Origin of the sequence: Prosthecobacter sp. (genome assembly GCF_029946185.1) — a bacterium.
Classification (GTDB): domain Bacteria; phylum Verrucomicrobiota; class Verrucomicrobiia; order Verrucomicrobiales; family Verrucomicrobiaceae; genus Prosthecobacter.
The window spans coordinates 1-24961 of the sequence record NZ_JAQSEA010000294.1; the positions used below are offsets into that span (position 1 = coordinate 1).

23 protein-coding genes and 1 tRNA gene are annotated in these 24961 nt (G+C 57.1%); 8 read left to right on the forward strand and 16 right to left on the reverse strand.

The genetic code is table 11. The annotated features are described in order from the left end of the window. Positions 1 to 132: 132 nt before the first annotated feature. The gene (locus PSV43_RS23800; protein WP_300203613.1) at positions 133 to 1284 is read right to left on the reverse strand and encodes an LLM class flavin-dependent oxidoreductase; all 1152 of its coding nucleotides are present in this window, start codon (positions 1282 to 1284) and stop codon (positions 133 to 135) included. A gap of 68 nt (positions 1285 to 1352) precedes the next feature. On the opposite strand from PSV43_RS23800, the gene PSV43_RS23805 reads away from it, so the two are divergent. Beyond that, the gene (locus tag PSV43_RS23805) at positions 1353 to 2486 is read left to right on the forward strand and encodes an ROK family protein (RefSeq protein ID WP_300203615.1); all 1134 of its coding nucleotides are present in this window, start codon (positions 1353 to 1355) and stop codon (positions 2484 to 2486) included. A gap of 79 nt (positions 2487 to 2565) precedes the next feature. On the opposite strand, the gene PSV43_RS23810 is transcribed toward PSV43_RS23805, so the two are convergent. From PSV43_RS23810 to PSV43_RS23840, 7 genes are all read right to left on the reverse strand, one after another. Continuing rightward, on the reverse strand, positions 2566 to 2943 hold the full coding sequence (locus tag PSV43_RS23810) for a rhodanese-like domain-containing protein (RefSeq protein ID WP_300203617.1): 378 nt from the start codon (positions 2941 to 2943) through the stop codon (positions 2566 to 2568). A 282-nt stretch (positions 2944 to 3225) separates the two neighbouring features. Then, on the reverse strand, positions 3226 to 4671 hold the full coding sequence (gene cls / locus PSV43_RS23815) for a cardiolipin synthase (RefSeq protein ID WP_300203619.1): 1446 nt from the start codon (positions 4669 to 4671) through the stop codon (positions 3226 to 3228). 57 nt (positions 4672 to 4728) lie between these two features. Next, complete coding sequence (locus PSV43_RS23820; RefSeq protein ID WP_300203622.1) at positions 4729 to 6357, reverse strand: PrsW family glutamic-type intramembrane protease; 1629 nt, start codon at positions 6355 to 6357, stop codon at positions 4729 to 4731. A gap of 7 nt (positions 6358 to 6364) precedes the next feature. After that, positions 6365 to 6547 carry a hypothetical protein gene (locus PSV43_RS23825; RefSeq protein WP_300203624.1) on the reverse strand — a complete coding sequence of 61 codons (183 nt, stop codon included), beginning with the start codon at positions 6545 to 6547 and terminating at the stop codon, positions 6365 to 6367. A 14-nt stretch (positions 6548 to 6561) separates the two neighbouring features. Further along, positions 6562 to 7035, reverse strand: coding sequence for a GNAT family N-acetyltransferase (locus tag PSV43_RS23830; RefSeq protein ID WP_300203626.1), 474 nt, complete (start codon positions 7033 to 7035; stop codon positions 6562 to 6564). 111 nt (positions 7036 to 7146) lie between these two features. Further along, positions 7147 to 9678, reverse strand: a complete 2532-nt coding sequence (locus PSV43_RS23835) for an O-antigen ligase family protein (RefSeq protein WP_300203628.1) — start codon at positions 9676 to 9678, stop codon at positions 7147 to 7149. After that, positions 9675 to 10922 carry an MraY family glycosyltransferase gene (locus PSV43_RS23840; RefSeq protein ID WP_300203630.1) on the reverse strand — a complete coding sequence of 416 codons (1248 nt, stop codon included), beginning with the start codon at positions 10920 to 10922 and terminating at the stop codon, positions 9675 to 9677. The genes PSV43_RS23835 and PSV43_RS23840 overlap by 4 nt, the downstream gene beginning before the upstream one ends. Before the next feature lie 372 nt (positions 10923 to 11294). Between PSV43_RS23840 and mnmE the strand changes: the two genes are divergently transcribed. Then, a complete protein-coding gene (gene mnmE, locus PSV43_RS23845; protein WP_300203632.1) occupies positions 11295 to 12638 on the forward strand; it encodes a tRNA uridine-5-carboxymethylaminomethyl(34) synthesis GTPase MnmE in 1344 nt (447 codons plus the stop codon). Positions 12639 to 12665: 27 nt separating this feature from the next. Further along, complete coding sequence (locus PSV43_RS23850) at positions 12666 to 13550, forward strand: TIM barrel protein (RefSeq protein ID WP_300203634.1); 885 nt, start codon at positions 12666 to 12668, stop codon at positions 13548 to 13550. Positions 13551 to 13594: 44 nt separating this feature from the next. On the opposite strand, the gene PSV43_RS23855 is transcribed toward PSV43_RS23850, so the two are convergent. The 7 genes from PSV43_RS23855 to PSV43_RS23885 all read right to left on the reverse strand — a co-directional run bounded on the left by PSV43_RS23855 (position 13595) and on the right by PSV43_RS23885 (position 18010). Further along, the gene (locus PSV43_RS23855; RefSeq protein ID WP_300203635.1) at positions 13595 to 14524 is read right to left on the reverse strand and encodes a class I SAM-dependent methyltransferase; all 930 of its coding nucleotides are present in this window, start codon (positions 14522 to 14524) and stop codon (positions 13595 to 13597) included. Next, entirely contained in the window at positions 14521 to 15324 is an 804-nt protein-coding gene (locus PSV43_RS23860) for a fatty acid desaturase (RefSeq protein ID WP_300203637.1), read from the reverse strand. The genes PSV43_RS23855 and PSV43_RS23860 overlap by 4 nt, the downstream gene beginning before the upstream one ends. Before the next feature lie 305 nt (positions 15325 to 15629). Beyond that, a complete protein-coding gene (gene rpmF, locus PSV43_RS23865) occupies positions 15630 to 15818 on the reverse strand; it encodes a 50S ribosomal protein L32 (RefSeq protein ID WP_300203639.1) in 189 nt (62 codons plus the stop codon). Positions 15819 to 15845: 27 nt separating this feature from the next. Beyond that, positions 15846 to 16325: a YceD family protein gene (locus PSV43_RS23870; RefSeq protein ID WP_300203641.1), complete on the reverse strand. Its 480-nt coding sequence runs from the start codon at positions 16323 to 16325 to the stop codon at positions 15846 to 15848. 18 nt (positions 16326 to 16343) lie between these two features. Further along, positions 16344 to 16826, reverse strand: a complete 483-nt coding sequence (gene coaD, locus PSV43_RS23875) for a pantetheine-phosphate adenylyltransferase (protein ID WP_300203643.1) — start codon at positions 16824 to 16826, stop codon at positions 16344 to 16346. Positions 16827 to 16877: 51 nt separating this feature from the next. After that, positions 16878 to 17249: a holo-ACP synthase gene (gene acpS / locus PSV43_RS23880; protein WP_300203645.1), complete on the reverse strand. Its 372-nt coding sequence runs from the start codon at positions 17247 to 17249 to the stop codon at positions 16878 to 16880. Between the two features lie 5 nt (positions 17250 to 17254). Then, a complete protein-coding gene (locus PSV43_RS23885; RefSeq protein WP_300203647.1) occupies positions 17255 to 18010 on the reverse strand; it encodes a pyridoxine 5'-phosphate synthase in 756 nt (251 codons plus the stop codon). A gap of 159 nt (positions 18011 to 18169) precedes the next feature. On the opposite strand from PSV43_RS23885, the gene PSV43_RS23890 reads away from it, so the two are divergent. Next, entirely contained in the window at positions 18170 to 19078 is a 909-nt protein-coding gene (locus PSV43_RS23890; RefSeq protein WP_300203649.1) for a hypothetical protein, read from the forward strand. A 76-nt stretch (positions 19079 to 19154) separates the two neighbouring features. After that, a tRNA-Asp gene (locus PSV43_RS23895) sits at positions 19155 to 19231 on the forward strand. A gap of 104 nt (positions 19232 to 19335) precedes the next feature. Here PSV43_RS23895 and PSV43_RS23900 read toward each other — a convergent pair. Then, positions 19336 to 21084 (reverse strand): hypothetical protein, encoded by a 1749-nt coding sequence (locus PSV43_RS23900; RefSeq protein WP_300203651.1) that lies wholly within the window; start codon positions 21082 to 21084, stop codon positions 19336 to 19338. A 336-nt stretch (positions 21085 to 21420) separates the two neighbouring features. Between PSV43_RS23900 and PSV43_RS23905 the strand changes: the two genes are divergently transcribed. The 3 genes from PSV43_RS23905 to PSV43_RS23915 are packed head-to-tail and all read left to right on the forward strand — an operon-like array spanning position 21421 to position 24954. Then, positions 21421 to 22161: an ATP-binding cassette domain-containing protein gene (locus tag PSV43_RS23905; RefSeq protein WP_300203653.1), complete on the forward strand. Its 741-nt coding sequence runs from the start codon at positions 21421 to 21423 to the stop codon at positions 22159 to 22161. A gap of 36 nt (positions 22162 to 22197) precedes the next feature. Continuing rightward, positions 22198 to 22956, forward strand: a complete 759-nt coding sequence (locus PSV43_RS23910) for an ABC transporter permease (protein WP_300203655.1) — start codon at positions 22198 to 22200, stop codon at positions 22954 to 22956. Positions 22957 to 22998: 42 nt separating this feature from the next. Continuing rightward, positions 22999 to 24954: a GldG family protein gene (locus PSV43_RS23915; RefSeq protein ID WP_300203657.1), complete on the forward strand. Its 1956-nt coding sequence runs from the start codon at positions 22999 to 23001 to the stop codon at positions 24952 to 24954. Positions 24955 to 24961: the final 7 nt, after the last annotated feature.

The window sequence follows — 24961 nt, forward strand, 5'->3', positions numbered from 1 at the left end:
CCCTGGCACCGAATCCGGCGAGGGCGAAGCGGATGGGTGGAATCAGGGGTTGGAAGAGAGGGAAGGGGAGGTCAACGGGTCTAGAGTCTTCTAGCACGGTCAAGACTCGACCCTTGACCCGTTGACCTCCGCTCATCTCCGCGGAGCGGTGGTGAGCGGAGTGACGGGTTCGGGGACGCGGCGGCCTTGGAGTTCGTTGAGGCGGCAGGTGGGGAGGTGGGGGAGGACGTGCTGGGCGAAGAGGTCACATTCTTCGAGGTGGGGGTAGCCGCTGAGGATGAAGGCGCGCATGCCGAGGTCCATGTAGCGGTTGAGCTTGGCAAGGACTTGCTCGGGATCGCCGACGATGGCGCTGGCGCAGCCGCTGCGGGCGAGGCCGATGCCGCTCCAGAGATGGGGCTCTAGGTAGAGGTCGGTGCTCTGAGCGCGGAGTTCGTCCTGGCGTTTCACACCGGCGCTTTGGCTGTCTTGGGAGCGGGCTTTGATTTCGGCTCCTTTTTCGGCGGTGAGTTTGGAGATGAGTCGGTCGGCGGCGGCGCGTGCTTCGGCTTCGGTTTCACGGACGATGACGTGCGCACGGAAACCGAAGTCGATTTTGCGACCGTAGGCGGCGGCTTTTGCGGACATGATGCGCATGGTTTCGGCGATGCGGTCTTCGGTTTCGGGCCACATGAGGAAGACGTCGCAGTGCTTGGCGCAGAGGTCCTGCGCTGCGGGTGAGATGCCGCCGAAGTAGAGGAGGGGGCCGCCGTTTTGCTGGTAGGGCTTGGCGGGTTCGGTGGTGGGGAGGCTGATGTTGTAGTAATCGCCTTTCCATTCAAAGGGGCCGTCGGTGCGCCAGAGTCCCTGGAGGATCTGGATGATTTCGCTGGCGCGGGCGTAGCGGACTTCGTTGCTTTCCTTCATGCCGGGCATGTCGGAGGAGATGATGTTGATGCAGAGGCGGCCTTTGGCGATGTGATCGACGGTGGCGAGGGCGCGTGCGAGCATGGGTGGCCAGACTTCGCCCATGCGCAGGGCGACGAGTTGATTGATCTGGGTGGTCAGCGGGGCCATGGCTGCGGCAAAGGCCAAGGCGTCTTGACCGGCGATCCAGCCGGAGGGGAGGAGAACGTTCTGGTAACCGAGGGCGTCGGCTTGTTTTACGATTTCGCCACAATGCTCAAAATTGGAGCGGATGGAGCCATCCGGAATGCCGAGGAATTCGTAATCGTCGGAGCAGAGAGCAGAAAACCATGCGACTTCACACTTGCGATCAGGGGTGCGGATGGGTAATTCACTCATGGAAAAAATGTTGAAGGAGGTGCATTGATCCTGCTGGACAGAAAGAGATCAACCGGCTTTTTATTCGAATGCGAAAAAACCCTATCGTTCAACGTGAAACACTTGGAGCTGCAGTGCTGCAGATCCGCAGCGGGCGTGCGACTTCGCGCACGACGCTGGCCAAGGCGCTGGGAATTTCTCCTTCCACTACCGGCTTGTATGTCGATCACCTGATTGCGGAAAAATATCTCAACGAATCGGGCTTGAACCAAGGGCCGATGGGGCGACCGCGGCGTCTGCTGAGCACGCAAGCGAATGCGGGCTGGTTTGCCGGGGTGGAGTTCAATGCCCAGCGCATTCAAGCTGTGGGCGTGGATTTTTCGGGTGGACTGAAGGTGTCCGAAGAAGTGATCCTGCCAGCCGATGTCATGGCGGACGAGGTGGTCAAATCGATCCTCGAGTGCGTGGCCAAGTTGGCTAAGGAGATGCAAGGTCCGCTGCTCTCGGTTGGGATTGGCGTGCCGGGGCTGGTGGATGCGCAGGCCGGGGTGGGATTGTACTATGCGTTCATCCCGGATTGGCAACTTGTGCCGCTGGTCGAGAAAATTGGTTCGAAGCTGAAGGTTCCGGTCATACTGCAGAATAATTTGCGAGCGATAGCACTGGCAGAACGCTGGTTTGGTATGGGACATAGTTTGAACGATTATGTGATTCTCGGACCTCGCAGCGGCTTTGGCGTCGCCATAGTTCAGGATGGTCGAGTGACCGAAGGTGCGCATCATGCGGCCGGGGAGGTGGGGCGCTGGCTGTGGCCGTTGATGGATCCGGCGGGTGGCGGGCAGGAACTGCACCATGCGCTGAGTGCTCCCGCGACATGGCGGAGACTGGCAGGAGTGGGTGAGAAGACCAATCTGCCCGAAGATCTGCGCGCAGGGCTTGCTGCAGTGGCTGAGTCGGCAGGGCCGCAATGGGACGCGGTGTGTGGGGACTACGCACGCGTGATCGGCCTGTTGCATTTGATCATCGACACGGGTGTCTTCATCCTGCACGGACCCCTGACGATGTTGGGGGAGCGTTTCTGCCATTCGATCACAGAAGCGGCGTGCGCCTTGATGCCCGCGCTGCGTGATGCTGGACTGAAGGTGGTGCCTTCGACGCTGGGTGATAACGCCGGGGCACTCGGTGCGGCAAGTCTGGCGATGGAAGCGTGGTCGCCGGCTTGAGCCTGTCAGGCTGCGGGCACAAAAAACCGGGTGGCAGGACTGGTTCCCGCACACCCGGCTGATGAATCTCTGAAGAAGATTACTTCTCGAGGGGTTCTTTGGCGGCTTTCCAGCCGGAGATGCCGGCGGAGAGATGCTTCACGTTGGTGTAGCCGAGTTCGCTGGCCTTGTTGGCTGCGGCCTTGTAGGCGCTGCAGGCAGGACCACCGCAATAGGCGACGACGAGGGCATCTTTGTCAGCTGGCAGAGCAGTAGCAAGGCTGGAGCCTTGGGACGCGAAGTCGATGGCGGTTGGCACATGGCCGGCCTTGTAGGAGGCTGCGCCGTTCACGTCGATGACGGTGACCTTCTTGTCGGCGATGGCCTGCTTGAGATCGGCAATGCTGATGTCCGGGAATTCGGCAGCGAAACCGGCGGAGGCGACGAGGGCAAAGACGAGTGCGATGAGTTTCTTCATGATTGGATCTGGTTGGTTTGAGTTAAGAGATGCGCGTTGGACTGTGCGCGGCAGCGGCCCCGTCTGCCGGAGCAAAGGTTTGAGGTTCAGGAGTATGATGACGTCATGCGTTCAGGTATGATGCTGGAGCCTGCGGATTTATTCCCGAAAAAAAGCGATTGTTACCATGCAACGGCAGAGACCGGGGCTGGGAAGAGGTGGAAAACCTAGAGGCATCATGACAGGTTGGGAATGTACAACGTTGCTAGATACGGTTGGTTTTGCCAAAAGATGCAAAAGTTCTTACAGCGCGGGAATGAACAGGCGCGCAAAACCGTTGCGCAGGCGATGCAGGACTGGCGCGTTTTCCAGCATTTCGTGGGTGATTTCACGGCTTTGGGCCAGCTTAGTGTCCATCTCCGCAGCGAGTCGCCGGCAGAGTTCAGGGTCGTGGCAGGCGAGGTTGAATTCAAAGTTCAGGCGCAGGCTGCGTGGATCCCAGTTGGTGGAGCCAAGGAAGGACCAGACGCCGTCGATGAGGAACAATTTGGAGTGATCAAACGGGGGGGCGGATTCAAAGATGCGGCAGCCCATTGAGAGCAGGTCGGGATACAAGGTCCGTGCGGCCCATCCTACAAAGGGGATGTTGTTCTCTGCTGGAGTGAGGATGATCACCTCCACACCACGCACTGCACACAACCGCAGCGCGGCTATGAGCACTGCATTGGGAAGAAAGTAGGGGGTGATGATCTTCACCTCCTCACGGGCGGCATTGAGCGCGGCAAAAAATGCCGCAGGCATTACCTCCATGTCTTCGTCGGGACCATCGACGATGCCGATGGCGCTGGTGCTGCCCGTGGCGGTGAGGTCGGGGAACCAGAGGGGGCCGTCCAGCGTTTCGTTGGTGCAAAAGGCCCAGTCTTCAGTAAAGACGCGCTGGATTTGAGCGACGCATGGGCCGGTGACTTGAAAGTGGAGATCGTGCACGGGATGCGGTGGCTTGCGGGCGACCATGTTTCCTTCGCGGATGTTCATCCCACCGGTGAATGCCGTGTGACCGTCCACCACGAGGATTTTGCGGTGATTGCGCAGGTTCATCGTGATCAGGCGCAGGAGCATCCGGCTGGGCATGAAGCGGCGTGCAGTCACTCCGGCCTGAGTCAGCGCCTCCACCACGGGGGGCCTGGAGTAGCGCGTGCCTGCATCATCCACCATGACACGCACTTGCACACCGCGCTTCACCGCCAGGGAGAGTTCGGTCACGAAGTCCGCGCCGATGCCGGTGGCCTCAAAGATGTAGCTGGCCAAGGTGATGCTTTGCCGAGCACCACGGATCGCCTCCAGCATGCGCGGCATGGCCTCGTCACCATTGTGCAGGATCTCGAGGTGATTTCCCAGCGTGTAGCTGAAGCGTGAGATACGGTCCAGCGTACGTGCCAGCTGCTGGTGCTCCTGCATGGCCCAGCTGTCGGTGGAGGAGATGGGCAGTGGCTGCTCCGGCACCGGATCGCGCCATGGTTCATTGATGCCGCTGCGGTAACGACGGCCGCTGCGACGCAAAATATTGATTCCCAGTAAAAGGTACAGCAGCGGGCCGATCAGCGGTGTGAAGACCACAAGTGCCGTCCAAAATGCAGCAGAACGGTAGTCGTGATGCCGCAGAAGCAGATGGATCAGCGCAATGACAGAACCGACGATCGAGGCGGTCGCCAGCACCATCGTCCAGAAATTGTGTTCGAACCAAGTCATGGCGGAGAATGCGCGAATCATGACGAAGTGCAAAGCACAACCCTGTTGCACGACGGTTCAAGCATTCTCAAACTTCCGCCAGTACAGCAGAGCAATGGGAACCATGCTGAGGCATTCCTGACCGGCCTTGGCGACGCCCGCCATGGTATGCGTGCTCCATGCTCCAATGATGAGGGAAATAGCGATCAAAATGGCGGAGCCAAAGAGGAAGACTGCCCGTGGTGCGATGGTGAGATGCACGGGGCGGGTTTCTTCGCCGAGGAGATCAATGAAACGTGCTGCGCATAGAATAAGTACAATGATGGAGAGCCAGCCGTTGTCATTGAGCCTGCCGGGAGAGAGGTAGTCGTAGGCACCGTGCGCAGTGACCGCCAGCAGGAAGGTGGCGATGAATTCATCTGCACGAGCGAAGCGTGTGTGCAGCATGCGGTAGAGACTGTGCGCGCAGATGCCGGTGAGGGAGATATGGAGAAAGTTGGCGGAGAGGAAGCGCGTCCAGGCGATGCTGCCGCCGAAATTTTGGTAGTAGCCGATGTTTTCTTCCAGCGAAAAACCGAGCCCGACAAAAGCACCTGTGAGCAGTGCCAGGCCCGGAGTGCGCCGCCACATCAACCATGGCAGGAACAGCGCAAAGAGCAGGAGCTTGCAGCCTTCCTCACGCAGTCCGACTCCCACGATGTAGTAGATCAAATCGTGAGGAAAGGGGGCGGCTGAGGTCATGCCCTGAAAAAACTCCTGGTAGGCGAGGATGCTGAGCGTGGGCCACACGCTGGCCACCCCGGCCATGAGAGCGGCGATGGGCCGCGCCCAGCGCCAGCGTTCGTGGTCGCTGTGCTGTACCAGGATGAAATACCACAGACCGGCCGCGAAGAGCGCGAGGCCGAGCATGCCATAGGGGATTTCATCGAGACGGTGACGCATGAGGCCATGCCACTGCATCCAGACGTCGCCGAGGAGAGAGCCTGCATGGTGTTGGAGCAGGGGAGGGCAATGCTCGATCCAGCCGGGCTGGGCGGCGATGGTGCGCAGGAGCTTAAAGTCACGCTGTGATACGGCCAGGTGAAGGGCTTCTTCGCGTGAGGTGGTGGCATCCACAAAGTGAAGCCCCTCGGTATAAAACGCCGTCATGGCCGCCGGGATATTGTTGCGGCGCTTTTGTACACTGCCGAGCAGCTCTGCGGCGAGCATTTCAGGTGGCGATGCCCGGGCATTTTGCTCCAGCTGCTCCAGCGCAACCGGATCTCCAGCGAGCGCTGCGGCAAGAAAACTCTGGAACAAACCGGCTGGGGCATCCGTGGAGGCATGCTGATGAATAAGATCTGCTACTTCATAGCCGCCAAGTTTCCCCGTCTCAGTGAAGATTTTAAACGCGCTTGCATCGTTTTCTTCCATCAATTGAGGGAGTTGTGGGAGAAGCATGCGCAGCCAGAGCGCGAACTGGCGTGGCTGTGGGGTGGTTTCATACCGGAGGCGGTGAAACTCTTCATGCACCCGGCTCAAGGCGGAGAGGTCAGACTGAGTCTGTTTTGGTTCTCCCTGTCTGACGCTGCCGATCACGATCACACAGGCGATGATCATTCCTGTTGCGATGATGCTGGCGGCGGTGCGCAGTAGGAAACGACGATTCCGCGTGAGGTAGTGGGTGCGCGCACGCCAGCCGTGAAAAAGAGAACGATGCTCGCTCATGCAGGATTCAAAGGTCCGGCTTCGTGGTACGCCGCCAGATAAGCCCGGCCCACATGGCAAACGCGCCCAGCAGAAAGAACAGAGTGTTGAGCGTGAAGAGCACGACGCAGTCGGAGGCCTCCCGCCACTCACGTGGGATTCTGACTGTGCCGCCTTCGGACCGGGGGAAGTAGGCGATGAGCGCGTGCATGAAGGCGGACCGGTTTAGAGATCGTTAAAAACGAGCCGCATCGGGATCATCTTGGAGAACTGGAAGTTGTGCTGCTGGAAAAAGGACTGCGAGTCGGCACTGATGCGGTCTGTGAGCAGGGTGATGCGGCGGAAGTGCTTCTCCCGAGCGAACTCGATGGCGTGTTCGAGCAGTCGTCCGCCGTAGCCTTGGCGGCGATGCTGAGGATGCACGATGACGTCCTCCATGATGAGCACCAGACCACCTTCTGCGGTGCTGATGGTGAAGAGCAGATTGATCATGCCGATGACCTTGTGTTCCGTGCGCAGCACAAAGATGCGGCCGCGATTGGGCTGCTCGAGAATGAGACGCAGGCCGTGCTCCTGCTTGGAGCGGTCTGGTTTGAAATCTTCTTCTTCACTGAACAAAGCGAGAAGCAGTTCCACCAACTGAGGCAGGTCTTCGATGGTTGCCGGTTCGATATGGGGCACAATGTCGGTGTCGGGCATGGGGCTTAGAATAACGGGCTCGTGGACAAAGGCAATGTGTTCAATGGAATGACTGCGGCACTTTTAGTCATGCTCACGCATCAGGGATGCAAAGGGCACAGCCTCAATTTGCTATTGCTTTTGCATCGCCTCCCGCAGGTTCTCCCAAGCACGGCGAAAATCCTGTTTCATCATGTACAAGGTGGCGATTTCCTGACGGACGTACGCAGGTGCATTGGGGAATGCGGCTACTTTTTCCAGTGTGCGCAGGGCCCCGTCCACATCTCCCTGGGCCTTCTGTGCTTGGAATAAATCGATGCCGCGTCTGGCATCGGTCGGATTGTAAAGCAGGGCACGCTCCAGCGCAGGGATGTCGGTGGTGGTTCCGGGAGGAGTGCGAATGATCGAGGGCAGGTAGGGGAAGGCGGTTTGACAGGCTCGCTGGAAATCGGAATTGCGTGCGTAGTGTTCCGCAAGGATGCGCCACCCGTCGTCCCGCCATTTGCGGTTGGTTTCCAGCGCGGTGATAAGCGCCTCTTGATTGCCGTATTGATACCACATGCTGAAGAGGTTCTCCCGATGCGAGGGCTCCAAGCCTTTGAGATCGGGTTGTTGAGCCAGCAAGCTTTTCAAACAGCGGTCGAATTCATCGCGGGTCTGAACACTCCTTAGAAACTCAAATTTTAATTCCGAAGTGGTGGCAAGCGTCCAGAGCGGCTCGCGCAGTTCAGGATGCTGATAGGAATAGCCGAGCATAGCGCGGTAATAACCGTAGTCCCCAGAGGCCGCTTCTGGATAGCGGCGTAGATACTCGCGCCAGGCGACGACTGCATACTGAGGGTGGTAGTCGAGCCAGACGAGTCCTTCTGTGTAACAGGTCACGGCGTAAGTCGGGTCGACCTCACGCGAACGAGAAAAATCAAGCAAAGCATCCTCCTTCGGCTGGCCGAGGCGAAGACGCAGACATGCCCTTTCGTAGTAGTAGCGGAAGTCCAGCGGCGTCATTTCAATGGCTTGATCTAAGAGAGGCAGAGCGCCAGCAGGAGAGCCGGAGTCGGCAAGTTTACCTGCCCGGCTTCGCAATGCTTCCGCGGCGCTCGTTCCCGGCAAAACTGGATGTCCCAGCGCTATGGCCGTCCACGCCGCACCAAGCGCCAGAAGCATGACTCCGCCAAGTCGGAAGACCAGACGTTGTGGCATGCTGGATGCGTTTGGTAGTCTCCTGGGCCGAATTGCGATTCCCGCCAGCAAGGCCATGAAGAGCGCATAACCGAGACCATGATTGGGCACATCAACCAGTCCATGGAATGTGCCGAGACCGAACACGATGGCTGCAGCATTGCGCAGGCGACGATCCTGCATGCCGGATTTGCGTTTCCTTTTCTTGCCATACCAAGGGCCGGTGGACAGAAAAATCCAAAACAGCACCAGCATGGCGGGCAGCACCGTTAGTAATCCGCCTTCAACTAGAAGCCAGAGCCAATCACTTTCAGGATGGAGGAAGCGATATGTTGTTGCCGGTAACGTGGAGAATTGGGGGAAAACAGCTTCGAAATTTCCCAGTCCGATGCCTGTCCAAGGGGAATCGAGGGTCATCTTGAGACATTCTACAAGCAGGGAGCTACGCTTGTTGTCTGAGACAAAATGTGCAATGCCACCTTCTGAAAGCCGCTTGGAAACATTCCCACCGGACAAGATTAGCAAAGTGGAGATGATAAAGATCAGAGAGGTGGAGACGGCCAGTTTCTGAAAGAACCCTCGCCGCAGGGCAATGGTGCCAAACCAAGCGGTCATGCCAAAAAACAGCAAGATCAGGCCTGCGCGCGAAGTGTTCATGTATAGGCAGATAACGGGCGGGATGAATCCCAGCAAACATGGGATCCATAAGCGAGACTTACGCCGATGAGCATCAAAGCCGGTCGCAGCACAGAGCACGCAGGTCATGGCGGCGATGCTGCTGATGTGATTGCGATTGGCAAAAGGGCCAAATGCAAAGCCCCATTCTTTGGTGTTGCGCGGCCACCAGGGAATGCTGATCGACTTGGTTCCCTCTAAAATGGAGACCACGCAAAGCAGGATGCCGCCAAAGGTGAGGGTCTGGACCATCGCCCGGCGTTGGCGATCTGAAAACCCCCGCGTCAAACACCACGCAAGCCAGGTGCAGCAGACGGCAAAAAAGAACCATGCCTCCATCGTGACAGCGGCTTGAGGAGTCAGGGTTTTGGACAGATGGATGTCCCAGTCTTCGACCAAGGCCGTTTGCCATGCAGGAGACTTAAACAGCCAGTTGGCGGGCAGAAACGAGAGCAGCGGGGCCAGCATGGTGCCCAGCAGAGCGAACAATGCTATCGGCGGCAGTTTGCGCCTGGGAGCAAAGAAGATCAGGACCAAGGCCAACAGGAGGGTGATGCCCCCTTTGGACCAAGTTTCGCGTCCTGCCCCAAACATGCAGGCAATTATCGGCAGTGCGGCAAAAACATATCCTTGCCATGCGGGACCCAGGACAACATCACTGCGCACAAGAACCGCTGTGCCGTCTTCGTCAAGGTCGTCTTCCTGTACCTCATCCGTTCGATGGCGTGAACCCACGTCATCAGTTTCATCCCCGGCAAGCAGCGGAAGCTGTTTCTCTGCCTTTACAGACTGGTCGGACTCCTTTTTCATGTCGTGACTGAGCGCTGAATATGGGGAGGGGTTGCTGCAGATTCGATTTCAGTGCTGGATGGCAGAGCTTTCCATTTTTCCAGACAGCGTTCGAGTGCAGGCACGAGTACATCAAGTCGGAGATGCCATTCCCCTTGTTCGATGTCATCCTGCAGGCGGTGGACAATAAAGCTCCGGCCCCCGCTCAGGGCAAATACTTCAGGCTGGCTGCCATCGCTGGGCTGCATGCTCAACTCCATTCGTTCCAGTCCATGCTGAAACATGACGGCAAAGCTCTGAAGGTCCGTGCAGCGCTCCACCTCGAAATCTAGGACGCGACCATAGGCCCGAAAAAATTCCCGCTGCCTGCGCCGTTCCATGGTTTCGTTGATCTGGGTGCGAAAATTGGACCAACTGCGCACGTATCCCAGATAGCGTGCAGTGCCCAGTGCCAGCAAAAATAAAAATGCACCCATCATTGGCAACGCGATCCCCTTGATCACCAAGATGCTTAATCCCACCAAGCTGAGTGCCAGACAGACGGCATACAAGGCAGCCAGTGCTCGCCCTTTGCTGTAACCCAGAAGAATCAACCGATGATGGATGTGTTCGGCGTCCGCGTTGAAGATGGAAACTCCCCGGATGGCCCTTCGAATGATGGCAAACAGGGTGTCCAAGATCGGCACCCCGAGGGCAATGATGATGACCAGCAGCGCGCCGATGATGGATCCTTTGTTCGAGGTGAACAAGGACACCGAGGCGATAAAAAAGCCGATCAAGTATGCTCCGCCATCACCCAAAAAAATCTTGGCTGGTGGGAGGTTAAAAATAAGGAAGCCCGCCAGTGCGCCCGCCATCGCCAGTGAGACAACCAAGACGTCAGGCTGACCGCTGTAATATCCGAGGAATGCCAGCGTCAGGCTTAAAAACAGTCCGAAACCACCCGCCAGTCCATCCATGCCATCAATCAGATTGACGATGTTTGGAATGCTCACGAGCCACAGCAGGGTCAGAGGGAGGCTCCACCATCCCAATGTCAGCGCACCTGCGCCGAAAGGGTTGCTGAGAATTTCGATCGACACCCCTAACGAATACAAAATCAACGCCGTGCCGATCTGGCCCACGAGTTTCACCCTGGCTCCCAGAGGCTTGAGATCATCCACGAAGCCCACGCTGAATATCAAGGCATTGCACACAGCTACAGGTAGCCAGCGGGTCCAGCCAAGTCCGCCAATGTAGCCAGCCACCAGCGAGGCCAGACCCACGGCTAGGAAAATCGGGGCGCCACCAAGCCGTGAAATCGCCTTCTGATGCAGTTTGCGCCGTGTATCCGGTTCATCCAGCCCGATTTTTCCATCGCGGTGGAGTATCCACCAAGTTCCAAACGCGGCCACCAGCAGGGCACCGCCAAAATAAACGACCATTTCAAGCCATGAGACATGCCTCGGAGCCCACGGGCCCATGGCGGTGTCTTGGATGGCAGGGATGAACATGCGTTAAATGGGAATGGGGTTGGAACTTGGGGAGCTTAAACGTTGCACATTCATGGAGCAAGACTTCAGCGTTGAAGAAGTCTTTTGTTGCAAGTTCGAAGAACCGCTTCTTGAACTTTTGCCGCACCCCTCTCACCATCGCCAATGCTCAACGACACCATCGCCGCCATTTCCACCGCCTTGGGAGAGGCTGCGATCAGTGTGGTTCGCATTTCCGGCCCGCAGGCGCTGCAAATTGCCTCCCAAGTCGCCCGATTGCCGGTGAATGTCACGCCACGGCAGGCTCATCTTGTTCCCGCTGTGGACGCGGACGGAGGTGCGCTGGATCATGGACTGCTGCTCTACTTTAAGGGGCCGGCGAGTTACACGGGCGAAGACATCATCGAATTCCACGGTCATGGGGGTGTTCTCGTCACCCAGCGTGTTTTGGACCGCTGGCTTGCCTGTGGTGCGCGTGCCGCTGATCCGGGGGAATTCACTCAGCGTGCCTTTTTAAACGGCAAAATGGACCTGACGCAGGCCGAGGCCGTGATGGATTTGATCCATGCGCAAAGCACGCTCGCGCTCCGTGCAGCCAATGAGCAACTCGGCGGTGCGATAGGTCGTGAAGCTACTGCGATGCAGCAGGAGATCATCCCCGTGCTCGCCCATATCGAGGCCTACATTGACTTTCCCGAGGAAGACATCTCGCCCGAAACCGGGGCGGATCTGCTGCGTCGTATCGATGCCGTGCTCGGGCGTGCGCAAAAACTCATCGCCACTTCCGAACAGGGCCGAATTTTGCGGCATGGTGCCCGGACGGTCATTTCTGGCTCTCCCAATGTCGGTAAAAGCAGCCTGCTAAATGTCCTGCTGGGCTTTGAGCGTGCCATCGTCAGCCCCACGGCAGGCACTACCCGCGATACCATTGAGGAGATCATCCAAGTGCACGGCATTCCACTGCGACTTGTGGATACTGCCGGTCTGCGTGTGGCCGGTGATGACATCGAGCGCGTGGGCATTCAACGCACGGAACGGGAACTGGAACGCGCCGACCTCGTCATTGAAGTCGTGGATGGCAGCCTGCCAGGTGCGAACGACAGGCTCAATCTATCGCCCGAACTCGCCCGCCGCCGCATTCTCATCCTGAACAAAAGCGATCTCGGTATTCACGCCGATTGGAGCAGCGAAGTTGGGGCCATCCCACTCTCATGCCATACCGGTGAAGGGGTCGAGCCGCTGCGTGATGCCATTCGTGCTGTGATAGCCACGGCGGGGCCACTCGCTACGGATCACCCCATTGCGATCAATGCGCGGCACAAGGCTGCCTTCGAGCGCAGCGCCGGGTGCCTGCTGGCTGCCAGGGCGGCCCTCGACGGCAATGAGGCCCCCGAATTCATCGCCCTCGAAATCCGTGAAGCGCTTCAGGCTCTTGGGGACGTGATCGGACAGGTCGATGTCGAGCGCATCCTCGATGTCATCTTTTCCACGTTCTGCATAGGAAAGTGATCTTGGTGCCGTTTGACTCCTACAACCATGAACCGCCGCCATTTCTGCGCCACCGCGCTTGCCGCCACTGCTGCCTCCCGTCTCAGCGCCCAGTCCATTGACAAAGCTGCTGCTGATGCTGCCTACGTCATTAAAAACCATGGGATCAAGCACACCGTCATGGGGTGGTGCTTTAAGCCGATGGACATGATGGTACTCGCCAAGCACTGCAAGGACATCGGTCTCGTTGGCATGGAGGGCATCGACCGCAAATACTACCCCGATGTAAAGGCGCTCGGCCTCGACATTTCCCTCGTCGGTTCGCACGGCTTCACCAATGGGCCGTGCAATCCCAAGTTCCGCGACGAGGTCATCACCAAGCTCAATGACGCCATTGATGTGGCAGCGGATGTGGGCTGCAAAAAGGTCATCACCTTCACCGGCATGAAGTTTGACGGCATGGACCGTGAGCAGGCCATCAAAGACTGCCTGGACACTTGGAAAGTCGTCCTGCCGCATGCTGAAAAGAAGGGCATCACCCTCGTGCTGGAGCACCTGAACTCACGTGATAGCTCCCACCCGATGAAGGGCCACCCCGGTTACTTCGGCGACGATGTGGATTTCTGTATCGATCTTATCAAGCAGGTCGGCAGCCCCAATTTCAAGCTGCTCTTCGACATCTACCATGTCAGCATCATGAATGGCGACATCATCCGCCGTCTGCGCCTTCATAAGGACTCCATCGGTCACATCCACACGGCTGGGAATCCGGGGCGTTGTGAACTCGACGAGCACCAGGAGATCAACTATCCCGCCGTGATGCAGGCGCTGCTCGAAATCGGCTACCACGACTTCGTTGCTCACGAGTTCATCCCAACATGGGATGATCCGATTCTGGCGCTACGGCATGCGGCGATGGTGTGTGATGTTTGAAGTGGTGTTCTTCGTGTGGGGAGGACCGGCTCAAGCGCAAGCTCTCATTCCTTTACCAAAATCATCTGCTGATTTGACGTCACGGCTCCGAGGGTGAGGGCAACCATGTCGAGAAGTGTGAAGAGAGTGAGGAAGATCACGTTGGTATCGTTAAGGCGCGTCCAGCGGGGCCAGCCTTGGCGTGACTGCAGAGCACGAGCCGTGCTCATCCAAATGAGCGGCGCAAGCAGGGGGCGCCACTGAGTGACTCGCATGCCTGTGCGTTCGAACTGGCGGAAGAGTCCTGCCTGGCTAAACAGGTTGAGATGGCGCGGAAAATAGTACCCACCCCACGCGCCCTTGTGAAACCAACTGGCGTCATAGCCCTCGGTGTTTGGAGTGCATACGCTCAGCACCCCACCGGACCTCAAACAGCCACGAACCTTCTGTAGGCAGGCTTCCACATCCCAAAGATGCTCGATCACCTGATTCATCACTACGAGCGAGACGTCATTGGGGAGCGGAGCGCTCTCCAAAGCTGACTCGATCACGGAAATGCCAGCCTTTTCCATGCGTTCCCGTTGAATTGCAGAAACGGCAAAGTCGACGCCGCAGAGCCGTGTGTCTGGCCTTTCCTGGCGCATGGCGAGAAGCAGTGAGCCATCACCACATCCAAGATCGACAATGCTGCCGCCTTGAGGGACTGCGTGGAGGAGGGGCCGCAGACGGCTGCGCACCACCCTGTCCTTCATTCGCCCCAGCAGGCGAAATCCATCAGGCTGATGGGAGGTGTTCAGCGTGTAATAGTCTGCGGGGTAAATCTCCGGTGCAGATTGCAGTGTGGGGCGCGGGTTGAGATAAACATGTCCGCACTGGCTGCAGCGCCCAAAATGAAACGCCACGGCTGTGGTTGCGCATTCGTAGTCAATTCCGACGGCCAGCGGGGTAACTTCGTCTGCACCACACAGCAGGCACTGTGTCTTTTCAGTGGTCATGGGCGGGGGCTCTTCTCAAGTTCCCCGATTTCATGCACCAGCCTCCTGAATGTGTGCAAGTAGCCGTGTGAATTCACGTCGTTACTGGCGAAATCGAAACGTTCGGCCAGGAAGCGATGCGTGAAAGCCAGGTCGTAATAGGGCACCTGCGGCAGCCAATGATGTTCGAGATGATGTCCGTAGCCATAGGGAGCGATGCAGAGATATTCCAGCCATCCCGTCAGCGAAGTGCGGTTCACTTGGATACCCTGAAAACCCGGGTAATGTTCCACGATTGTGCGCAAGCGATTCAAGCAAATCGCCACGGTCATCAACGGTGCCACCCAGAGGAGCAGCCAAGCGTACCACTTTCCAGTCACTCCAAAAAGGAGAAGCCAAAGGAGGAACTGCACGAGCAAAAAAAAAGGCAGGGCGTAGGTGGGATTGTTCATTCCCAGTTTTCCACTGCCAGCGCACACCTGACGTTTGAAAAACTTCTGAATGGCGCTGATGCCTGAGCAATCAATTAAAAAGCACCTGATCAAATGCTGCCTTGTCGGATATTCACCGTAGAGCTCGAAGTATGGATCTGTCGTTTCGCCTGAACAGCGGTGGTGCTCGAAGTGGGGTGTGCGATACCCTTGCACGGTGTTGAAAATGGGAAGGCATACCAACGCATCACACCAAAGATCGCTGGCTTTCTTGTTGTGATGGAAAAAGTAATGGCTGCCCTCGTGCATGAGTAGTCCGAGAGCATTCTGAGTGAAGCCGATGACCAAGGCCGCGAGCAGCCAGAAAAAAACCGAATGCGGCCAGCGCACCAGGAGGAGGCATGCCAGCACAAACGGCATCACGGTGAGTACCCAGGTGCGGAGGAACAGCGGAAAGGGATCTCTCTTGCGCAGTGAAAGGGCAGTCATCAGTTCCTCTCGGAAAGGTGTGAGTGCTTCCATGTTCATGGGGAATTCAAGATCATTATTTCGCTGAGCCTAAGCGATTACCGCTCAGTGAAAGGCGAGGATTGTCACAAAATGAAGGCCCTTTCGTCTATCCTTGGTCAGGGGGAACAAAAAAACCCCGCCGAGTGAACTCGGCAGGGTTGGAAAATAGATTAACGAGAGGGGGATCAGGCTTCGCCAGCGACTTTGCTGATCACCTGACGACCGCGGTAGTAACCGCAGGAGGGGCAGGCGACATGGCCGGGGACGGAGGTGCCACATTCTGGGCAGCTCTTGAGGGTGGGTGCCTTCCAGCGGTTTGCGCCTTGACGCATGCGTTGGCGGCTCTTGGATTGTCTGCGCTTCGGATTGGCCATGAGAGTATCGAGGTGAGGTCTGTTCTTCTAGTTTAACTTGTTCAAAGCTTCCCACACACCCGGACCCGCACTTTGAGGCTCGTCGGGCGCTGTTTCCAGTGCCGGTTCAAACCTGCCTTCGGCGGGACACTGACGGGGGCGGACATTGCCGTCCTCACAGCGTGGGTAGCTCGGAAGGGTGAGCAGAGTATCTTCCCTGATGGTATCCGTCAAGTTGATCGTGTCATCCTTTGCAATCTCGATCTCGGATTGGTAATCGGTCACTTCGACATGGTAGTCGAAGCGTTCCAAGCAGGCACCGCACTCCAAGCTGAAAGTGGCCTCCAACTTGCCGCTGATGAGGAGTTCCTTGCCGTCACGCTCCACGTGAAGGTCGTACTTCAGTGGGGAGATGGCCTGGACCGGGTCTTTGGCGTCGAGTGCAAAGAAAGCGGGGATTTCCTGTCCGGTGAGGTCATTGCCTCCTTCGGGCAGGGAACGTAGATCAATAAAAAAGGGACGGTGCATAGGGGGAAGGTGTGAAATTCAGGCCAGTTGCAGCTTGCTCTTGAGAGCGGTGACGACGTTGGGCGGGACGAACTGATCGACGTGACCACCGAGGCGGCAGATTTCCTTGACCAGCCGGCTGCTGATGTAGGTGTATTCTTCACGGGGCATGAGGAAGAGGGTTTCGAGGTTTGGTTCTAACTTACGATTCATGAGGGCAAGTTGGAACTCGAATTCGAAGTCGGACACGGCGCGCAGGCCGCGAACGAGGGCGCAGGCTTGGTGCTTGCGGGCGAAATTGACCAGAAGGCCGTCAAAAGGCATGACCTCGATGCCGGGGATCTCGGCGGCGGCGTTGCGGATGAGCTCGACGCGCTCCTCGACGGTGAAGAGGCTGTCCTTGGAGTTGTCGCGGGCGACGGCAATGATGAGGTTGTCAAAAATGCCCGCGGCGCGCTGCAAGACGTCGAGATGTCCGTTGGTTATGGGGTCAAAGCTGCCGGGATAGATCGCGCGTCGCATGAGGGTATGGCCTGACTGTAGCGGCGGGGTTGGTGTGTGAAAAGAGAAAGCTCACGCCAGCAGCACCTGCGCCATGGCAAGATCACGTGTGTGCGTGAGACTGACGAGGCAGGTGGAGCCAGCGGCGTGCTCTTTGGCCGCGCCATGCAGGAGGATGGAGGGCTTGCCGTTGTCGGCACGCACGACCTCGATATCCGTCCAGTTCACGCCTTCCGCCCAGATGCCGGTGCCTAGAGCCTTGGCCACGGCCTCTTTCGCGGCAAAGCGTGCGGCGTAATTCATGGCGGGCTCGGCGCAGGCATCACAGTAAGCGATTTCACCTGCGGTGAAGGTGCGTTCTTTGAAGCGCTGCCCGTGCCTTTCCAGCATATCGCGGATGCGGGGTACTTCCACGAGGTCTATGCCGATGCCGGTGACTTTCATGGGAATTAATTGTGATAGGTCGCCATGACGGCGAGCATCTCACGCACCGCGCCTTGCAGGCCGGTAAAGATGGCGCGTGAAACGAGGTGATGGCCGATGTTCAGTTCCGCGAGGTGCGGGACGGGCCAGAGATCAGGCAGGTTTTTAGTGGTGAGGCCGTGCCCGGCGTTGATCTGGAGGCCGAGGGTGTGGCCCAGTTCAGCTGCGGCGCAGAGGCGCTCGACTTCGGCGGCGCGTTCCGCTCCGGCGTGGTTGGCAAAGGTGCCGGTGTGCAGTTCGATCATGGCTGCGCCGATCTCGGCGCTGGCGCGCACTTGTTCGAGATCGGGATCAATGAACATGCTGACGCGAGTGCCGTTGTCGCTGAGGGCCTTTACAGTGCGGCGCAGCGACTCGCGCTGGCCGGCCACATCGAGGCCGCCTTCGGTGGTGACTTCTTCACGGTTTTCCGGCACCATGCAGACGAAGTCGGGGCGCACTTGGAGTGCGATGTCCAAAATTTCCTGGGTGTTACCCATTTCCAAATTCAACTTGGTGCCGATGCTTTTGCGGAGCAAATATACATCTACATCCTGAATGTGGCGGCGGTCAGCGCGCAAATGCACGGTGATGGAGTGTGCGCCTGCGGCCTCCGCAGCCAAGGCCGATGCCAGGACTGAAGGCTCCGCATGGGGAGAGTCCGGCAGGGTGCGGTAGCGTGCCTGCCGCAGGGTTACGACGTGGTCGATATTAACTCCGAGGAGCAGGTTGTTTTGTGACATGAGCGCTATGTAGCGCAGGCCTTCCCACTCGCAAGCTTCTGGTCAATGAGGCTTTCGACGTGAAATTTACATAAAAATGTAACTGCACGCCCAAGAAATTGAAGTACTCAATTGTGTTATCACGCGATGGAGTGTGAGTAATCACCTAAAAATACCCCCATGAAGTCTCTATTCTATACAATCCTTATTATTGGCGGTGCCTTTCTCGCCTATGACTACTTCGGGGCACCTCCTGGCAAAAAAATGGTCTTCAAAAGCCTCAATCCACCGGTGAAACCCAAGGTTGTGACGATGAAGCCTATTGAGGTGGAAAAACCGGTTATCAAAGAAATGCCCCCCGAGCCCATGAAGCCCGTCGCGGCGGAGAAGCCGGTGGAAAAGGTCCCTGCGCCAACGGCTGCCCCGGTTTCCTCTGGTCCGAAATTTGAACCCATCGAGGCGCTGACCGGCAACTGGTTGAAAATTCCGTCGTCCGCCTTTCCGCGTGAGGTGAAGCTGGTACAGGACGCGATGTTCAAGATGAGTGTGGGATCGAGCAAGATCGCTGCCGGTGGCAAGGTCTATGTGCTGGCTGCGGATAACGGGGTGCTTACCCTCGCTCCGACGGCATCTTCGCCAGCGCGTGCGCAACTGGCCATTGACGGCACTGACTTGAAGGATCAACTCAACGCGGCCTATGAAAAATGGAAGATCACACGTGCGGAAGAGATCAAGGTCATTGCTGCGACTAAAGTGAGGGCTCAATCCGAAGTGCCGGCGGTTGAGGCGGGACCTTCTAGCAGCGAGGCGGATGCTAGCGGCAAGCCCGTGCGTGATTCCGACGGGGGATATCCATTGCTGATCAACAGCATGAAGCGCGGGCAGATCACGGAGATCAAGGCGGAGAACATCACCCGCTGGCAGGATGCGCAGCCTATCGTGATTCAAGGCAAGCCGGGCTGGGCAGTGAAAGTGGAGTGCAATGTGAAGACGATCTTCGGGCTGCAGCCAGTGGAAGCGCAGGCGCTGGTGCTCAATGGCAAAATCACCGGCTGGTATTACACCGGGTCAGGTGAAGAGGTGCCGTGATAAAAATTTTCATACGAGCGTTTTTCCATTTGCCAGCAAGTGGAGAGCGTTTATTATCGCGACCCCAAACGGCAAAGGAGCGGTAGTTCAGTTGGTTAGAACGCCAGCCTGTCACGTTGGAGGTCACGGGTTCGAGCCCCGTCCGCTCCGCCAGTTGGGTTATAGGCCGCCTTGCTTTAAGCAGGCGGCCTTTTTTTTGGCAGTCATCTCCACCGCTCTGCGTGGGTCGCTCCGAACGGGACTTCGGGAAGCTTTGACTACTTCTTTAAAACACTCTCAAAACAGCGCTGCTCCTCGGGCAGCATGCTGGCCTTGGGATTGATGGCCTTGATCACCCCCAGTGCTTCGTTATGAAATCCTCCGCTGTTGGCAATGGCCGCAAACACGGCGCGCTGTCCCTCGGTGAGAGGATTGAGATCAATGTATTGCAGATTTTGCACCGCCTGTTGAGTATCTTGCAACCGCCAGCGAGCCAGGGCGACGGTGAGCTTGCGTTGATTGTCAGCAGGCTGAATTTTTAGCAAATTGACGGCGTTGCGCAGAGCAAGTTCGATGTTTTTGCCAGCCAGCAGGCTGACGTAAAGATAGGTTTCGACAAAATTTGTGTCATCCGGCCAGCGTGTCACGGCCTCCTGAGCAGCTTGAATCAGAGATTCAGTGCTGCGGTTGGCCCGACATGCTTTGATCAGACCTGTGAAGGCGTCGCGCTCGATGCGAGGGGAGGCTGAGGCACGCTGCGCAGCCTTGATTGCAAGGCGGTAGGCATCTTCTGCGATGTCAAAGTGGCCGCGGTCCTCACCATAACTGGCAATTTGCAGCAGGGCGGGATAACGTCCGTTGAACTGCGCAGCGTCCTTGGCTGCGATCAGTTTGGAGCGCAGTTCTTCGGCTGGTTTATTCAAAATGTAAGCCAGATGCGCACGGAACATCGCCACTGTCGTGGGATCCAGCACTTCTGCGACCTTGGGATCGTTGACGAGACGCTCCAGATCATCGAAGCGCTGCAGCATGGTGAGGGCGTTGAGGTAGTTTTCCAGCAGGCCTTGATGGGCTTTGGCTTCTTCTTCTGGCAGGACGGACAAAATTTGGCGAAATTCCCCCTCTTCAACCAACCAGCGGATGAATGGCAGCAATTGGTCACGTTTTTTGTCTCGATATTTTGTCGTGGCTGCCATGACGATTTCCTTTTTGTGTCCTGGCGACTGCTGAACTTCACGCTTCAGCGCAGTCACGTAATGTCTGTCGTCTGCCTTGGGATGTTTCTTGAGGCGATCAATCAACCGAGTGGTGTCTGCGGGGGGCAAAGAAGGCAGGCTGTTGATGTGCTCCAAGGTTTGCAGGCCGATAGCATCATCTCCAGAGGCGAGTTTCCAGAGCGATTCCATACCCAGGCCGACTTCCGTCGGATTCTCTGAGGTCAATTGCACTTTGGCGAAGCGTAGCGCCCCTTCCTTGTCATCTGGATGTGCCTGAGTGTATTTGCGCAGGACATTGAGCAGCGGTTTGTTGTTTTCACGCTGTCCCCAGACTTCCTCGGCAAGTTGAATCAGCGCTTCGCTGGGATGAGCCACCCGCATCAGTTGTTCCAGTGCCTGGGAGGCCTCCTTGGGTTTTCCCAGATTGAGAAGGCAGCGCACATAGAGCTGCTCGTCGGCAGGAGTGAGGGCGTCGAGATTCTTCAACTTGTCATAGAAATACTCGGCTGTGTTACGCTTCATCAGCGTGAAATATTCAAAATTCAGTCGGATGGCTTCTTCACTTTCGGGAGCTTTTGAATAAGCCTCCTGGGCTTTCATCACCGCATTCACGACCTGGCCGTTTTCCGCCATTTGTCGTGCTTCCTTCACCATGCTCTCCGCGCGCATGGTTTTGTATGAGTTTTTCAGCGGACGTGCGTAGACGATGCCGAGGATGAGCACCGAGGTGCAAATGCCCAGGATCACAGAGGCCGCCACCCAGCGCGCCAGCGGCGACTGCCGGTCCCGATGTGCCACGGTCGGAGGCACGAGCCATTCCCAGAGGGCAATGAAAGGACGCCACAAAACGAAGGGTTTTTTTGTGAGATCTTTGGTGGGATCTATGTTTTGGTTCCAAAGCATGGCGATTCGCGACTGGGGCGCTGAATGTAGGTGTGCAGAATGCATCGTCACGTTGAAATTTATTCTGCAACCTGATTGTTAGATTCGACGTTGAAGGCACTCTGCAACCCGAGAGAATTCAGTTGAAAAGACCTGTGTACCCCCTAAAGCAGCAATCCGCGATTGAACGTCCGGAGGAGGCGAACAACCAGAACCGCCTTTACGTGTCGTTCTGTTTCCCTAACCAACCGATCCAACGACGTTATGATCCAAGTTAAGAACCTCATCAAGGTGTTCGGCACCAAAGTGGCTGTCGATGATGTCTCCTTCTCCGTGGAAAAAGGAGAAGTCCTGGGCTTTCTCGGGCCGAATGGTGCCGGCAAATCCACCACCATGCGAATGGTCACCGGCTATTTCCGCCCTACCAGCGGCAGCGTGAGCATTTGTGGGATCGATATGCTTGAAGAGCCTGAACTGGCCAAGCAGCGCCTCGGTTACCTGCCAGAAAACGCGCCGCTTTATTCCGATATGACGGTGGCCAGTTTCCTCGGCTTTTGCGCCGAACTGCGCGGCATGCATGGGGCGGCGCGCACCCGGGCCATCGACCGCGTGCTGGACCTGTGCTTCCTCGACAGCGTGCGGAATCAGAGTGTGGACACGCTGTCCAAAGGCTACCGCCACCGCACCTGCTTCGCGCAAAGCATCATTCATGACCCGGATGTGCTCATTCTCGACGAGCCTACTGACGGTCTCGATCCGAATCAGAAGCATGAAGTGCGCAGCATGATCAAGCGCATGGGCAAGGATAAGGCGATCATCTTTTCCACGCACATTTTGGAAGAGGTCGAGGCCGCCTGCTCCCGCGCCATCATCATCGACCGCGGCAAAGTGGTGGCTGACGGCACGCCTGAAAGTCTCAAGAAACTCGTTCCCGGCGCGAACTCGCTCGACGAGGTTTTCCGCATCATCACCAATCCAGATACAGCTGTAAAAAAAGCAGCCTGAGATAATTGTTCTTTTTACCCCCAATCCAATCAACGCATGAGCAATCGAGCCATCCAAAACACTCTGGCCGTTTTTAAGCGGGAGTTTCTGGCCTATTTCAACTCTCCCGTGTTTTATGTCATCGTCGTTATCTTCCTGCTGGCGACGAACGGCTTCACGTTCTTCTTCTCCCGCCTGCTGGATAGTGACGATGTTTCACTGGCTACGCGTTTCTTTGTCTGGCATCCGTGGATCTACACAGTGCTGGCTCCTGCCGTCGGCATGCGCTTGTGGTCGGAGGAGCACCGTCTTGGTACCATCGAACTGCTGATGACCATGCCGGTCTCGCCCTGGCAGGCCATTTTGGGTAAGTTTTTTGCGGCTTCCGTTATCTGGCTGATTGCTCTGGCTCTGACCTTCCCAATCGTTGGGACGGTGGCCTACTTGGGTGATCCTGACAGCGGCCCCATCATCAGTGGTTATGTGGCCAGCTACCTTTATGCCATGACCTGTCTTGCGGTGACTTCAGCCATCAGCGCTTTCACCCGCAGCCAAGTCGTCTGCTTTATCATCAGTGTCGCCTTTTGTCTGGTCATCGCCCTCATCGGCGATCCTGGCCTGACGCAGACGGTGGTCAACGCCGTTCCAAACGGGATGGAGGGCGTGGTGCAGTTCATCAGCTTCTTTAGCTTCATGGATCACTTTTTTGAAATGACCAAGGGCATCTTCGTCCTTCGCGACGTGCTCTACTTCGTTTCGGTCATCGTTGTGGCGCTCCTGGTGACCGACCTGGGTCTCCGCTCCAAACGCGCCTGATTCACACCGAGCTTTCCTTTTCAACCAACCTTTTTTCTCATCATGAGTGCTTCCAACAAGAACGCCGCAGCCGGCGTCACCACACTGTTGATCATTGCCGTTATTTTTGCCCTGAATTTCCTCGTCGGCGGGGTGGGCTTTGGCAATCTTCGCCTCGATCTCACCGAAGACGGATTGTTTACCCTCTCGCAGGGCACAAAGAACATTCTCAGCCAGATCAAAGCTGGGGAGCCGGTGTCGATCAAATTTTATGCCACGAACGATGACCGGGTCATGCCGAACATCCTCAAGCCGCACGCCCGCTCCATTGAGGACCTGCTGCTGGAATATGAAAAGCAGAGCGACGGCGGCGTTTCCCTAGAGGTCATCCATCCGAATCCAGACACGGATGATGAGGACAAGGCCAAGGACGATGAAATCCGCGGCATGCAGGTCAATCAAGAGGGTGACCATATTTATCTGGGGCTCACCGTTCAGTGCCTCGACCGTAAGGAGATCCTCCCATTCCTCAATCCAGAAGATGCCACGGCGTTCGAATACGAAGTGTCCCGTGCCATTGCGAAGGTGCTCAAGCCTACCAAGACGGTCATCGGGCTCATGAGCGCCATGCCGATCGGCGGGGTGCCTTCCATGCCCTTCCAGCAGCAACGCGGACCGGAGGCATGGGCGATAGTTCAACAACTTCGGGCTGACTACGAGGTACGTGAGGTGCCCATGACGACCGATAAAATTGACAGCGACATCACCGTCCTTCTAATCGTGCATCCGGCAGATATCAGCGCGACGGCTGAGTTCGCTGTCGATCAGTACCTCCTCGGCGGCGGCAATGTCGTTGCCTTTGTGGATCCGCAGAGTCTCCTGGCCCAAGCGATGAGCAGCCAGCCCAATCCGATGACCGGCCAGCAGGGCAATATGATCAACACTTCCTCCGACCTGCCGACCTTGTTCAAGGCTTGGGGTATTAGCTATCAAAAGGACATGGTGCTGGCAGACATGAACTATCGCGGCAACCTTCAAGGACGTCTCATGGCGACGGCTCTGCAACTTCCAGGCAAAGCCATCAATCAGGATGACCGCGTGACTTCCGGTTTGCAGTCCTTCACCCTCGTTAATGCCGGTGCCTTGAACATTGACCTCAAGCAAGGACTGGACGTGATTACGCTCGCTTCGAGTTCGGAGGCTTCGGAGCTGATCGATATCGCTACGGCAGATAAACTGCGCCGAGAGCCCATGGTAAACTTTACCGCCAGTGGTAAAAAGCAGGTGCTCGGTGTTCGTATCGCCGGCAAATTTAAGACGGCCTTCCCGAATGGCAAACCTGCAGCTTCTGCTGTATCAAAAGAAACGGGCGGCCCCCAGCAGGACGCGAGTGCTCCAGGAGCCGTTGCGGCAGCGGCGAAGGCTCCTGAACAGAAGGCCGACAACTCGCTCAAAGAGTCCAAAGACAGTCAGAGCAATGTCATCCTCTTTTCGGACTCCGACATGCTCTATGATGCCTTTTGTCTGCGTCAGGGAGATCTCGGTGTCGGTCTCATCACCACGGGCGGCAACCTGCCCATGCTGCTCAACGCCGTGGAGGTGCTCGTCGGGGGGGGCGATCTCATTCAGGTTCGCAACCGCAAGTCCCCTGTCCGTCCTTTCACCAAGTTGAAGGAGATGCGTGAGACGGTTGAAGAAAAATACCGCCCACAGCTTATCGAGTTGGAGAAGGAACGTCAGGACTTGGCGGAGAAGCTCAGCAAAGCGCGCCCGCAGCTCGATTTGAAGAAGGGGGCATTGATCGTGGACCAAGGCACGATGAACAATATTAAAGAGATGGAGAAAAACTCAAAGACCATCGACAAGGAGGTGCGGAACATCCGCAAAGAGGTCAACAAGGAGGTGGAGTTCCGCAAGACTCTGATCAAGACACTCAATGTTCTCGTCGTTCCTCTTCTGGTGGGACTGGTGGGCCTGCTTTTCGCCATGCAGCGCCGCACCCGCACAGCGGCGGCCTGATTCTCAT